8 protein-coding genes are annotated in these 14,703 nt (G+C 36.7%); 2 read left to right on the top strand and 6 right to left on the bottom strand.

Annotated features, from left to right (window positions below; translation table 11 throughout):
• The first annotated feature begins 34 nt into the window (after positions 1-34).
• Positions 35-3,580 (top strand): S8 family serine peptidase, encoded by a 3,546-nt coding sequence (locus V7150_RS07395; RefSeq protein ID WP_335515604.1) that lies wholly within the window; start codon positions 35-37, stop codon positions 3,578-3,580.
• Between the two features lie 100 nt (positions 3,581-3,680).
• Here the strand turns inward: V7150_RS07395 and sucD are convergent, their stop codons facing one another.
• The 6 genes from sucD to lpdA form a co-directional block, all read right to left on the bottom strand.
• The gene (gene sucD / locus V7150_RS07390) at positions 3,681-4,583 is read right to left on the bottom strand and encodes a succinate--CoA ligase subunit alpha (protein ID WP_335515601.1); all 903 of its coding nucleotides are present in this window, start codon (positions 4,581-4,583) and stop codon (positions 3,681-3,683) included.
• Positions 4,584-4,727: 144 nt separating this feature from the next.
• On the bottom strand, positions 4,728-5,888 hold the full coding sequence (gene sucC / locus V7150_RS07385) for an ADP-forming succinate--CoA ligase subunit beta (protein ID WP_335515598.1): 1,161 nt from the start codon (positions 5,886-5,888) through the stop codon (positions 4,728-4,730).
• Between the two features lie 34 nt (positions 5,889-5,922).
• Entirely contained in the window at positions 5,923-7,167 is a 1,245-nt protein-coding gene (gene odhB / locus V7150_RS07380; RefSeq protein ID WP_335515595.1) for a 2-oxoglutarate dehydrogenase complex dihydrolipoyllysine-residue succinyltransferase, read from the bottom strand.
• 100 nt (positions 7,168-7,267) lie between these two features.
• Positions 7,268-10,108, bottom strand: a complete 2,841-nt coding sequence (locus V7150_RS07375) for a 2-oxoglutarate dehydrogenase E1 component (RefSeq protein ID WP_335515592.1) — start codon at positions 10,106-10,108, stop codon at positions 7,268-7,270.
• 63 nt (positions 10,109-10,171) lie between these two features.
• Positions 10,172-11,629, bottom strand: a complete 1,458-nt coding sequence (locus V7150_RS07370; RefSeq protein WP_335515589.1) for a DASS family sodium-coupled anion symporter — start codon at positions 11,627-11,629, stop codon at positions 10,172-10,174.
• 147 nt (positions 11,630-11,776) lie between these two features.
• Positions 11,777-13,183 carry a dihydrolipoyl dehydrogenase gene (lpdA, locus tag V7150_RS07365; RefSeq protein ID WP_335515586.1) on the bottom strand — a complete coding sequence of 469 codons (1,407 nt, stop codon included), beginning with the start codon at positions 13,181-13,183 and terminating at the stop codon, positions 11,777-11,779.
• A gap of 433 nt (positions 13,184-13,616) precedes the next feature.
• On the opposite strand from lpdA, the gene V7150_RS07360 reads away from it, so the two are divergent.
• Positions 13,617-14,672: an AEC family transporter gene (locus V7150_RS07360; protein ID WP_335515583.1), complete on the top strand. Its 1,056-nt coding sequence runs from the start codon at positions 13,617-13,619 to the stop codon at positions 14,670-14,672.
• The last annotated feature ends 31 nt before the right edge of the window (positions 14,673-14,703 follow it).

Here is a 14,703-nt window from a genome sequence, read left to right as displayed (position 1 = left end):
AAATACAGATAAATAATAAAAAGGGGAGACGTTAATGAAAAGGGGAAAAATGAAGGCATTTAAAGTAATGACAACAGCAGCTTTAACATCATTGATTTTTTCATCATTTACAGTTCTAGCAGAAAACAATGACACAACACCCCAATCTCAAACGATTGAAGAAAGTGTGGAACAAGGAAGGCAATTATTTTTTAATAGGGATAAGATCGAAACAGGTCAAGATGATCCTCTTTATAAAGACGTTAAAAAAGAAGGTTTGGCTAAAGCATATAAACCGAATGATACTGTTCGTTTAATCGTAGAAGTTGAACAACCAACAGCCGCTGACCTTTCTCCAAAAAATAAAAAATCTTTATTTAAGGAAAAACAAGACAAAGTAATTAAAGAAATCTCCAAAAAAAATAAGTCTAAATCAAATTCTCCTTCTAAAGTAAAACAACGCTTTTTTGAAGGATTTAACGGATTTAGTGTAGAAACAGAGTATCAAAATTTGAAGGAGATTGAATCCACTCCTGGTGTACTTAACGTACATATTGCAAAAACATTCCATGAAACAATGGCAGCAAGTAAAGAATTAGTACAAGCTCAAAAAGTATGGGAACAATATGGTTATAAAGGGGAAGGATTAGTAGTAGCTATCGTAGATTCCGGGATTGATTATACGCACAAAGATATGAAACTATCTGATACAGCCAAAGCGAAAGAAAAATGGACTCAAGATAAAATCAATCAAAAATTTGCAGAGACAAACGTAAACGAAATTTGGTATTCCGATAAAGTCCCCACAGGATATGATTGGGCAGACAATGATACAAATGTCATTCCTGGAGCAAAAGGTAGTCCACATGGTACACACGTTGCTGGTACAGTTGGGGCAAGTGGAGACGAAACGAATGGTGGAGTTGAGGGAATTGCACCAGGTGTTCAGCTATTAGCTGAAAAGGTATTTTCAGATAATGGTGGTGGAGCCTATGAGGATGATATTATTGCAGGTATTGAGCATGCAGTAACAATGGATGCAGATGTTATTAATATGAGTTTAGGTGTTGATGCAGGCTTTGTAGGGGAAGAAGATGATCCTATTCAAAAAGCAATCCGAGCTGCAACAGAACATGGTACCCTTGTTGTTGTGGCAGCCGGTAATTCAGCCTACAGTACAAAAAATAATATAATTGGATCTTCTTTAAAGCCATATGCAGAAAATCCTGATATTGGAACAGTTGGTGCACCATCTGTCAGTCCATATGCTTTATCAGTTGCTTCATATGAAAATTCAAAATTACATTTAAATACACTTGCTGAAGCAAATGGTCTATCGCTTCCGTTCCGAGATCAAACACAATTCCCAGCATCCTATAATTTTAAACTCTCTAAGAATCTTTCACCAGATGTACCATACGATATGGTATACGTTGGGGAAGGAAAGAATGCAACTGATTATCCAAAAGGCAAAACTGGCTACATTGCAGTAGTGAAACTATTAAATTCATATAGTACTGTATCATCTATCCAGTGGACAGCTAAGAGTGCGGGAGCAAAAGCAATTATTATGATACCACCTGCAGTATGGACAGATTATCCTACTCTACCAGTAACGCCAACTGCAGTACCTACTGCTTCAACAAGTAAATCTTTAGGTGAAGCATTGCTAAATAAAATGAGCAGTCTACCAAGTGGTCAATATTTAAGCATGAAATTTGCAGGCGATACCTGGGTAGATAACCCAGCTAAGGACACGATGTCCTATTTTTCATCCATTGGTACTCCACATACATTAGATTTTAAACCGGAAATTTCGGCTCCTGGTGGAAATATTTATTCAACTATACCAGGAAATGATTATGAAGTTATGAGCGGTACATCCATGGCAACTCCACATGTTGCAGGCGGTTCAGCATTGTTATTGCAGGCACTTTATCAAAAAGGGATGCCACATTCAGAAAATACGGTTTTAAAAGCCAAACTTGCTTTAATGAATACAGCTAAAATTGTCATGGATCCAAGAACAAATGGAGAAGTTCCTTATTCACCACGTGTACAAGGGTCTGGGTTAATGCAAATTCAAAATGCAAGTAATACGCCAGTCATTGTTACAAGTAAAAACACACCTTTAGAACAAGCTGGTGCGGTTGCTTTAAAGGAAATCGGTCAACATACAAGTTTTAAATTAAACATGGAAGCATTCGATACTCCTAAGGGTAAAAATAATAGTGAGGATATTGAATACAATGTTTATGTAGATGTATTGAAAGATAAGACTGAAATGAAGGAATTTGATTTAGACAGTGATGGTAAATTGGATTCCAAAGAGTATTTAACATTAACTAGTGAACGTATTAATGGTGCGACTGTTACTGTAAATGATAAAAAAGTAACAGACAAAGCAGGAGCATTAGTTAAAATCAAACCGGGTCAAACAAAAATGCTGACAGTTAATGTATCTTTACCAGATTCCTTGAAGAAAAATAGTTTTGTAGAAGGATATGTCCGTCTAGTCCCGGTAGCTAAAGACCAGGATAAAGCAGTTCCTTTAACTGTTCCTTATATGGGCTTCTATGGAAAATGGGATGAACCACGAAATATCGATCTTCCAGCATGGGAGAAGGATGCATTTTTAGGGTATACAGCACTCTGGGATGATAATTCAGAAAGATATCCGTTGGGATATGATCCGTATACTGGAAGATTTGATCTTAACCATATCGCATACTCGTCAAACTATGTTCTAAATGGTATCTATTCGTCATTTACAGGCTTCCGTAATTTACAAAAAGCTGAAATGTATATCGAAGATTCATCTGGTAATCTCATTAAAAATTTAGGTGATTTCAGTGAATATACTGGAGAACCATGGAAATTTAGTAAAAATATTATGGCATATGGGGATGTAAAGTATAACGGTTATCAATGGGATATGAAAGACAAATCCGGACAATTTGTTCCTGATGGTGTATACCAATATGTTATAAAAACAACATTAGATTATACAAACGCAAAACCACAGATTGTTAAAATGCCAATTACAGTAGATTCCGTTGCTCCAAAGGTTTCAGATATTAAAGTAACGCCAAAAAACGGACAATATGAAGTTTCCTTTAATGCGGAAGATAATGCAAGTGACTATAATTCTGCAGTTATTTTTGTTAATGGACAATATTATGAAACAAATCTTGAGCAAAAATCTATTATGGTTAAAACAGAGCCGAAAGGTATTGTCACTTTAGCTATCGATTATGCAGGAAATATATCTTGGAATACTTGGGGAGATCAAAACTATAATAAACAGGGTACGGCCATTTCAACGATCGGTGTTACTCCGACTACTGGTATTAACCAAACCAAACCAGCCAAAATTTCTGCCTGGGCTTATAACAGAGTTGACTGGACAATTAATGTAAAAGATGCAAGTGGAAAGTTTGTTGATTCATGGCAAGTGAAAAATGAACATACCTTGAAAACACAATGGGTACCTAAAACGGATCTTCCGAATGGCACGTATACGATTACAGCAGATATCGTTACAAAAGACGGTTTTAAAGTAACAACAACGCCTAAGCAAGTAACTGTTCAACAACCATAAATAATTCATTTAGATTCATGAAAAAGCTATCCTTCCTATATATTTTAGGAATTGGATAGCTTTTTCTTTTGCAACAAGGGTCCTGTCCCCTTGTCCTATTTTAGTGTGTTTTGCACTTTTCAAATAGCCCTTTTTCTTTAAGAACCTTAATTAATGTCTCTCCCATTACGGATGGAGTATCTGCCACTTCAATTCCACATTCATTCATTACGCGGATTTTTTCTTCTGCTGTTCCCTTACCACCAGATATAATTGCTCCTGCGTGTCCCATTCGTTTTCCTGGCGGTGCAGTGCGTCCGCCGATAAATCCGACTACAGGCTTCGTCATATTAGCTTTCACCCATTCAGCAGCTTCTTCTTCAGCAGAACCGCCGATCTCCCCAATCATAATGACTGCGTATGTTTCTTGGTCTTCATTAAAGGCCTTTAAAACATCGATAAAGTTTGTGCCGTTTACCGGATCACCACCGATCCCTACTGCTGATGTTTGTCCAATTCCAGCCTGAGTTAATTGATGAACTGCTTCATAGGTTAATGTACCAGAACGAGATACAACCCCCACATGGCCTTTCTTATGGATGTATCCTGGCATGATACCAATCTTACACTCATCAGCGCTAATAACACCAGGGCAGTTAGGACCTATAAGACGCGTTTTCTTGCCTTTCATATAGCGTTTTACTTTAACCATGTCCAGTACAGGTATATGTTCAGTAATACAGATTGTAAGATCTAGCTCTGCCTCAACAGCTTCTAAAATAGCATCCGCGGCAAATGGAGCTGGAACATAAATGACAGAAACTGTAGCACCAGTTGCTTTAACTGCTTCTTTAACTGTATTGAATACGGGAACTCCTTCAATATCACTACCACCTTTACCTGGAGTGACACCACCGACAATTCTTGTACCGTACTCAAGCATTTGTTTTGTATGGAATAGTGCAGTTGAACCTGTTATCCCTTGAACAATGACTTTTGTATCTTTATTAATAAATACACTCACGTCAAATTCCCCTTTCTGATATCCAGTTTCAACGCCTAGCCCCTAAAAGGCTATAAGTCAATCCTTTACAGAAGGTAAAGAACATCTTCTTCCAAGGCCTGTCTTATGCATGTTGGGGCAGATCGAGGCGTCTCCACTTTTACGTTAACCTACTAATGAAACGATTTTTTGGGCACCATCAGCCATAGATTCAGCTGTAATGATGTCAATATCTGATTCAGCTAGAATCCTCTTACCCAAGTCAACATTTGTCCCTTCTAAACGTACTACTAAAGGTACTGTTATGCCAATTTGTTTTGCTGCTTCTACAACACCTGTTGCAATGACGTCACACTTCATGATTCCACCAAAGATATTAACAAAAATACCTTTTACGTTTGGATCAGAAAGGATGATTTTAAATGCTTCCGTTACCTTTTCAGCTGTAGCGCTTCCCCCAACATCAAGGAAGTTTGCTGGTTCTCCTCCGTAGTGCTTTACAATATCCATCGTAGACATTGCTAACCCCGCGCCATTAACCATACAACCGATATTTCCATCTAAAGCTACATAACTTAAGTCATGTTTAGAAGCTTCAATTTCCTTTGCATCTTCTTCTTCCAAATCACGAAGATCCATTATGTCTTTGTGACGGTATAATGCGTTTGAGTCGAAGTTTAACTTAGCATCCAGTGCCATTACTTTCCCATCACCTGTGACAACAAGTGGATTGATTTCAGCGATTGAGCAATCCTTATCAATGTAAGCATTGTATAAGCCCATCATAAATTTAACTGCTTGTCCAACAAGCTTGCTTGGTATGTTGATATTAAAAGCAATACGGCGTGCCTGGAATGCAGTCAATCCAACAACAGGGTCAATTTCTTCCTTAAAGATTTTTTCCGGCGTCTTTTCAGCAACTTCTTCGATTTCCGTTCCGCCTTCTTCAGAGGCCATCAAAACAACACGTGATGTAGCACGGTCTAATACTAAGCCGATATAGTATTCTTTTTGTATATCACAGCCTTCTTCAATCAGTAACCGTTTAACCTCTTTTCCTTCTGGGCCCGTTTGATGGGTAACAAGCGTTTTACCTAAAATTTCATCTGCATAAATCCGAACTTCTTCAAGGTTTTTGGCAACCTTTACACCGCCAGCCTTACCGCGTCCACCAGCATGGATTTGTGCTTTGACTACACAAACCTTTGTTCCAAGCTCTTTTGCAGCTTCTACTGCTTCATCAACAGTAAAAGCTACCTTTCCGTTTGGGACCGATACACCATATTGTCTGAGGACTTCTTTTCCTTGATATTCATGAATATTCATATAATGCCTCCTAAAAAAGTAAGACTTTCTCTTCTTATGCTTCTAAAAGTAATTTTTCTGGATCTTCAAGCAGTTGTTTTATTTTCACTAAAAATCCAACAGCTTCTTTTCCATCCACAATTCGATGGTCATAAGAAAGTGCAAGATACATCATAGGTCGGATTTCAATCGTTTCATTTTCTACAGCAACAGGTCGATTTTGAATAGAATGCATGCCCAATATTCCAACCTGAGGAGCATTTAAGATAGGTGTCGATAATAAAGAACCAAATGTACCACCGTTTGTTATCGTGAATGTACCACCTTGAAGATCGGATAAAGCAAGTTTTGATTCTCTTGCTTTCATTGCTAAACGGCTAATCTCTTTTTCTATTTCAGCAAAATTTAACCGGTCAGCATCTCTTACAACTGGGACAACTAAGCCTTCAGAAGTAGAAACAGCAACTCCAATGTCATAGAATTTCTTAACGACTAATTCATTTCCTTGAATTTCTGCATTTAATAATGGATAGCTTTTTAAAGCACTGGCAACAGCTTTTGTAAAAAACGACATAAATCCTAGTTTTACATCATGCTCTTTCAAGAATGAATCTTTTCTTTTCTTTCTTAGATTCATAACAGCAGTCAAATCTACTTCATTAAATGTTGTTAAGATTGCAGCCGTATGCTGGACTTCTACAAGATTTTTGGCAATGGTTGCACGACGGCGAGACATTTTAATTCTTTCTACTGGTTTGCTATTTGTTTCAGCCGGTTGTATGACGGCTGCTGTTTGCGGTGCTGCCACAGGTGCTGTGTTTGCAGCTGGACGAGCTTCAGGTACATAGTTCGAAACATCTTGTTGGCGAACTCTTCCTAATGGATCTACAGCAACTACATTCTGTAAATCAATTCCTCGTTCTCTGGCTAATTTCCTTGCTGCAGGGGAAGCAATAACATTGCTTGAAGTTTCAGTAACTGATTCTGCAACAGGCGCTGTTTCTGGAGTTACTTTTTCTGCAGCTACTTTTTCATCACTTGCTTGTGGTGCAGAACTGCTAACGCCATTTTCATCAATAATAGCGATCGTTTCCCCAACATTTACAGTATCGCCTTCTGCTTTTAATGTTTCTTTTAATACCCCACTAAACTCAGAAATAATTTCTACATTTACTTTATCTGTTTCAAGCTCTAATATATAGTCACCTTTGGAAACAGTATCACCAGGTTGTTTTAGCCATTGTGCAATGGTACCTTCTGTAATGGATTCAGCTAATTGGGGAACTACTATTGCCGCCATCTTCTTTACACATCCTTTTATAAAAATGTTGAATTTCCATTGGATTGACAAGTTTATAAATCAATCCATCACCATATGCTTTTCATCACTCACAAAACATTTAAATGCTTACCACTTCTTTTGCTTTTTTATCAATGGGTGTTAATGCTCCATTTATTATTCTTTGTTGCTCGTTTTTATGAATAATTGGATCTCCTTCAGAAGGGCTGGACATTCCTGGCCGGCCATTATAGGAAACTTTAATATGATCGGACACTAACTCTTGTAACTGTGGAGCAATATAGCTCCATGCACCCATATTTTTTGGTTCTTCCTGTGTCCAGATAACTTCTTTTAGGTTTTTATATTTACCAATTAAGCTTCTAATTTGTTCTTCTGGGAAAGGATACAATTCTTCAATTCTTATAATATCTAACCATTTAAAGGCTTTTGAATCTGCCACAAGATCTGCTAATTCTACTGCAAGTCGACCTGTGCAGAAGACAATTCGCTCTACTTGATCTGGTTCACTTCCTAGCCCTGGTTGTTCAATAACCGCTTGGAATTGACCATTTGTAAATTCTTCTAAATAAGCTCCTGCAGAAGCATGACGTAATAAGCTTTTTGGAGCCATTAAGACTAAAGGTCTTACTTCATCTGTATTTAATATCGCTGCTTGTCTTCTTAAAATATGAAAATATTGAGCTGAGGAAGATAGATTCGCAACAGTCCAGTTATTTTCAGCTGCCAGTTGAAGAAAACGTTCCAATCTAGCACTAGAATGTTCTGGTCCTTGACCTTCATAACCGTGTGGTAACAAAACTACAATTCCTGATTTTTGCCCCCATTTGGATTGACCGGCGGAAATAAATTGGTCAATGATCACTTGTGCGCCGTTTGCAAAATCACCAAATTGTGCTTCCCAAAATACAAGCGTTTCAGGTGAAAAAACATTGTAACCGTATTCAAATCCTAGTATAGCTACTTCTGAAAGTGAACTATTATGAACAGCAAAGGATGCATTTGAAGTACTAATTGTATGCAATGGGCAATATTTTTTACCCGTTTTTTCATCCGATAAAACAATATTTCGGTGAGAGAATGTACCTCTCTCAGAATCTTGTCCGGTTATTCGAATCGGAGTGCCATCTTTCAATATCGTTGCAAAAGCTAATACTTCAGCATGTCCCCAATCAATTTTTCCTTTTTTCTCAAAAACTTCTAGTCTACGATTCAATATTTTTTGCAGCTTACCGAACACGTTGAAGCCATTCGGCCATTCTAGAAGCTCGGAATTAATTTTTGTTAAAGTTGCTTTATCGACAGTGGTATCTACTTTTGGAATTTCATGATGATTTTCCGCTTGCAATTCTGCAATCGAACGAACCTCTGAATGTCCTTTATCAATATTTTTATACGCCTCTGAAATCTTCGTGAATACTGTTGTTTCAATTTCTTTCATTTGCTCTTCTGTCATTGATTTTTCATCTAATAGTTGTTGCTTATAAACAGCTGTAATCGTTGGATGCTTACGGACAATGTTATATGTTACTGGGTTTGTAGCCATTGGTTCATCCATTTCATTATGGCCCATTCTTCTGTAACCAATTAAATCAACTAAAACATCTTTTTTGAATGTTTGACGATATTCGAATGCTAAGCGCATGACTGCCAAGCTTGCCTCTGGAGCATCAGCATTGACATGAAAAATAGGAATGTAATAACCTTTCGCCAAATCACTGGAATATCTTGTCGATCTTGAATCTTCACTCTCTGTTGTAAAACCAATGCGGTTATTCGCAATAATATGAATGGTTCCACCTGTTTGATAAGCTTTTGTTCTTGAATAATTCAATGTTTCTGCTACAACACCTTGGCCTGGGAAAGCGGCATCTCCATGCACTAATAGTGCAAGTGCTTTTGATACATCTTGTTTCGGATAACCTTTTTCAGAACGATCCTCTTGAGCTGCTCTTGCATATCCTTCTACTACCGTACCTGCAAATTCCAAATGGCTTGGGTTATTTGCTAAGGTGACTTTAATTTTTTTATCCTGGATTTGTCTGTTCTTTACAGCCCCCATATGATACTTAACATCACCTGCGCTACCCTTTGTTTCCGAATAATCAGGATTATCGTTCACCCATGTTGAATGTTGAAATTGTGAAAAAATTGCTTCGTAAGGTTTTTCCAATACATGTGCAAGGACATTCAATCTACCTCTATGTGCCATCGAGATCATTACGTTTTCAATTCCATCTTCCGCTGATAAAGAGATCAATTCTTCAAGTGAAGGAACTAGTGCTTCTAATCCTTCAACAGAAAAACGTTTTTGCCCAACATACGTTTTTTGAATAAATTGCTCAAAGCCTTCTGCTTTATACAAACTAGATAAAAGATCCGCCTTTTTTGCTGATGAAAATGATAATGCACAATCATTATTTTCAATTTTGCTTTGAAGCCATAGTCTTTCTTCTGGTTCAGCATGTTGAATTTCGAAACCGATATGGCCAATATACACTTTCATTAAATATTGAATTGCAGCTAACCCATCTGATAATTGTCCCTTCTTCTCTGGACAAATAATTTCTGCTGGGATTTCCTTCACATCTTCTTCTGTTAAACCATAGTAAGACAAAGTGAGAATATCGGATGGAGCTTGTTTTTCTAATGGATAAATATTTGCTTCTAAATGACCATTTGTGCGAATATTTTCCGCTAGTTTTAACACGTCTACAAGCTTCTTCATTTTATTAATAACGAATGTCGGCGAATACTCTTGCTTTGGTAGCTCTTTATTATGTTGGGTTATTTCTAATTGTGGAGCTCCCCATGCTGCAAATAACTCTTGTAAGCTTTCGTCAACTAAAGCCGCATCAGTCAAATACAAATCATACTGTTCTAACAAATAACCTAAGTTAGGTCCAAAGACATCATGCCACGAGCTAGTTGTATTATTCATACTTTCACATCCCTTATAATCAAGTTAAACTATATAAATTGATGGTTGAATTTTTCCTCTTTCTTAGAGCAAACCTACCCATTGCCAGTACGTTAAGCTGAAAATGATAATTAAGATATAACCTGCGATAGTAATTGGAATACCGGATTTCAAAAGGTCTTTTGTTGTAAATGCACCTGTTCCATATGCAAGCATATTTTGTGGTGCACTTACTGGTAATAAAAATCCAAAGCTGACAGCAAATTGTTGAATTAATACAAGCCCTGGTCCATTAAAGGACGTTGGTTCCATTGACATCACGAGTGCAATAACAATTGGAATGAAAGCAGAAGATAAGCTTGTTGCACTTGCAAAACCTAAATGGATTAAAATATTAAATAAAGTTAGTACCATAATAATGAAAATAAGTGGCATACTAGTTAATCCAACAGCTTCTAATGTTTCTTGAGACAACCATGATGCACCATGAGTTTGTAATAATACCGTTCCTAACGAAATTCCGACTGCGAATACGATAATAGTTCCCCAAGGAATTTTACTTTCCACTTCTTTCCACGTGAAAATTCCAATACCAGGAAACAGCATAAAAGCAACAGCAGCAATGGTAACTGTAGTAGAATCAAATGGATGGAGGATTCCTTCCGTTGCCCATAGTACTAATAGTACTAGTGAGATTATGATTAATCGTATTTCTTTTGATGAAATCTTTCCTAACTCTTTTAATTGAGCACTTATAATTTCTTTTCCACCTTGTAATTCTCCGATTTCAGGTTTAATGAGCTTGTTCATAACAAAGAATAAGATAACAGACATGATAATGGACCAAGGTCCAGCGTATAACAACCATTGTCCCCATGTAATATTAGAACCAAATGATTGTTCCATAAATCCTAAAGCAACCATGTTTTGCGCAGCTGCAGTTTTAATACCAATGTTCCAGATAGAAATGGATTGAACAGCTGTTACAATAAGTAAAGCCGACAATCTACTTGTTTTTGGAAGACTGAAAGCTGCTACAATTCCCATAAGAATCGGAATGATTGTACCTGCACGTGCTGTTGCACTTGGTACGAATAAGGCAAGAATGATACTAACCACAATCGTTCCAAAAACTAAGCTGCTCGTTTTTGTCCCTACTTTTGACATAATGAATAAGGCCAGACGTTTATGCAATCCTGTTATTTCCATGGCAGCAGCGATGAATAGGGCTCCTGCCACAAGTCCTACAGCCGAAGAGCTAAATCCACCAAGTGCTATTTTTAATGCACCTTGACTTGTATAAATTACGGATGGATCCTCGATCGTTGGTGCAAGTCCTATAAAAACAGTAATTAATACGATAATAAGAGCAGCACTTACTGCATATGACACCGCTTCAGTCACCCAAAGAATGACTGCTAATGCTAATATTGCCAGCGCCCTTTGTCCTGCAATTGGAAGACCATCAGGATTGGGAAGCATAACGATAATAAAAAATACTGCGAATGCGAGGCAAATGGATATTAATTTTTTCTTTTCCACTTTATTTCCCTCCTTTTGTATTTACAATAATATTGTAAACTATAAAAAAATGTTGAAAGCGCTTAACAAAGTTAACTAATCACTTTCATTAGTTACAGAAGTATTAAATAGTTCGTCTGATTTTTTCGTAAGCCGACTAACAATTTATCATTTTACAATGTGGATAGGGTTTCCTAGTTCGACTTCTGCTGTTTCCATCACTATTTCCCCAAGAGTTGGGTGGGCATGAATGGTTAAGGCTAAATCTTCTGCTGTTAATCCTGCTTCAATCGCTAATGAAAGCTCAGCAATCATATCTGAAGCACTTGGCCCAATAATTTGTCCTCCAATTACAACTCCATTATCTTTTCTAGTGATCAGTTTAACGAAGCCTTCTGTTTGGTTGAGTGCAATCGCTCTTCCATTAACAGCAAATGGGAATTTTGCACTTTTAGCTTCTATCCCTTTTTCTTTCGCAGTTTCTTCTGTAAGACCTACAACCGCTATTTCTGGTTCTGAGAATACGACGGCTGGAATACAAGAATAATCGACAACTGCCTTTTCTCCCGCAATCGCTTCAGCAGCCACTTTTCCTTCATAGGAAGCTTTGTGGGCAAGTTGCGGTCCAGCTACAATGTCCCCTATTGCATAAATATTTTGTACGGAAGTTCTGCATTGTTTATCTGTTTTAATTAATCCTTTAAGATCAATTTCTACGCCAATTTCTTTTAAACCCATTTGGTCTGTATTCGGTTTTCTTCCAACGCTCACAAGTAAATAATCTGCTTGTAATGTTTTTTCTTCCCCATTTATTTCAAACGTAACCTCGACTGCATTTTCTACCTCTTTCGCATTTTTTACGAAGGCTTTTGTAAATATTTCAACACCTTTTTTCTTCATGTTTCGCTTCACAATAGAGGTAATCTTATTATCCATTCCATTGAGAAGATCACTCTGTCCCTCTAAAATCATTACTTTCGTACCAAAATTAGCATAGACTCCAGCTAGTTCAATTCCAATTACGCCTCCACCAACAACGACTAAACTCTTCGGAATTTCCATTAAATTTAAAGCACCTGTAGAATCAATGATTCTATTTGAAAATTTCATAGCAGGCAATTCAATTGGATGAGATCCAGTTGCCACAATCGCATGTTTAAAACTAATTGTTTTTACTCCTTCACTGCTGCTAACTTTCACTGTATTAGCATCAACAAAAGCAGCTGTACCTTTCACGATTTCTACTTTATTTCCTTTTAAAAGCGTTCCGACTCCACTTGTTAATTTTTTTACAACACCGTCTTTGAAAGCTTGGACCTTTGAAAAGTCCACCTCTACCTTATTAACTGAAATACCAAATACATCTAGATTTTGAGCTTGATGAAAGTGATGGCCTGCTGTAATCAGTGCTTTTGATGGAATACAGCCTACGTTTAAACAAACCCCTCCAAGGTTTTCTTTCTCAACAATTGTAACTTTTTGTCCCAACTGTGCAGCACGAATCGCTGCTACATATCCTCCTGGTCCAGCTCCAATTACAATTGTTTCTGTTGAATGAAGTTCATTTGCGTTCATTTTTCATCCTCCAATTACATTTATTTTGTTCACAAGAGCGGTATCTCTTAATTCAACCTCGATTAAGCGCTTTCAAATTATTTAAAAAAAACATTCATGTGAACAATTGATAGAATCATATTTCTGATCTAAATGTAATGAAATAATTCTTGCATTTCTATAATTCGTAAATTAAGAAAGTAAATATGTAATTATCGAAAGGAATCATATGCCTTCCTATCACTATGAAGTGAGTATAGCCAAAAAAAGACAAGTTCAATAAAGTTTGCTCACTATTTCACTTACTTTAATTACATAATTTTCATTAGTTACACTTTATTCTTTTATGACTAAAAAAAAAGTATGATCAATTTGTAAGAAATAGCCGGCTAAGACGTTCTTCATAACAACATGTGAATAATTTCACAAACTACTTTTTTTGGAGGAACATTCTATGAAACTATTTGAAATAATCCAATCAACCTTTACAAACATGGACATTGTTAGTTCTATTACATCAACCATCTTTATCATTTTATTAGGTTTCTTCTGCCGCAAAAAAGGCATATTTAATGAAAATGTAGGAAAGATGCTGTCAAAGGTTGTCTTAACTGTTGCACTTCCTGCTTTAGCATTTAACTCTTTTATGACAAATATTGATCAAAAATCCTTGTCTGAGGGAATGAATATTTTAATTTGGGGACTACTTATTTATGTCATTTTAATTCTTATCTCTAAACCGATGTACCTTAAATATGAAGGTAATAAACAGGATACTTTACGCGTTTTAACAATCTTTGGTTCAACTACTTTCTTTGGTATTCCGATTGTGGGTGCTATATACGGAGCTGAAGGAGTCCTTTACGCTTCCATATTCAATATTGGTTATCGTATTTTCCTATATTCATATGGTTATATCAAAATGAGTGGATTAAAAATGGAGGCAAAAAACATTAAGGAAATGTTTTTAAATCCAATTGTTATTGCAACATTTCTAGGATTGTTTATTTGGATTTTCCAAGGTTCATTACCACAAGTGACGGTTACAACTGCTGATGGTGCGCAAGCACAATTTGCTTTTCTAAGACTTGACCAGACTGCTGTTTGGCTCTTTAAACCAATGACTTATTTAGCAGGACTTGCCTCTCCGCTCGCTTGGCTTTCTATTGGTTCAACTCTTGGTGCTGTTCAGTTTAAAACTGCCGTTTCTGACCGGACATCTTGGGTATACAGCTTAAACAAAATTGTTCTTGTTCCTATTATCAATATTGTATTGTTAGCTATTCTTTCACTAACAGGCATTCTAACAATGAGTCAAATTGGCCTAGGCGTTATTGTCATTATGATGGCTGCACCAACTGCTACTGTAGCAGCTGCATACGCTATTAGTTTTGATAAAGATGCAATTCTTGCTTCTAATGCATCTTTACTTTCAACCATCACTGCAGTAATTATGATTCCAGTTTGGATCATTATTCTTAATCTCATTAGTCATTTAAGTATTTTTTAATAAAACAAATTTACGAACAAAAGGAGACATA

The sequence above is a fragment of the Neobacillus drentensis genome, from assembly GCF_036965245.1.
GTDB classification, from domain to species: Bacteria; Bacillota; Bacilli; order Bacillales; family Cytobacillaceae; genus Neobacillus; species Neobacillus drentensis_G.
The sequence above is the reverse complement of the archived record's forward strand: the minus strand, read 5'-3'. Positions and strand labels throughout refer to the sequence as shown.

Excerpts from the sequence above, each read along its gene's own strand:
- V7150_RS07395 (WP_335515604.1), top strand. The coding sequence starts at position 35 with ATGAAAAGGGGAAAAATGAAGGCATTTAAAGTAATGACAACAGCAGCT.
- sucC (WP_335515598.1), bottom strand. The coding sequence starts at position 5,888 with ATGAATATTCATGAATATCAAGGAAAAGAAGTCCTCAGACAATATGGT.
- odhB (WP_335515595.1), bottom strand. The coding sequence starts at position 7,167 with ATGGCGGCAATAGTAGTTCCCCAATTAGCTGAATCCATTACAGAAGGT.
- V7150_RS07375 (WP_335515592.1), bottom strand. The coding sequence starts at position 10,108 with ATGAATAATACAACTAGCTCGTGGCATGATGTCTTTGGACCTAACTTA.
- lpdA (WP_335515586.1), bottom strand. The coding sequence starts at position 13,183 with ATGAACGCAAATGAACTTCATTCAACAGAAACAATTGTAATTGGAGCT.
- V7150_RS07360 (WP_335515583.1), top strand. The coding sequence starts at position 13,617 with ATGAAACTATTTGAAATAATCCAATCAACCTTTACAAACATGGACATT.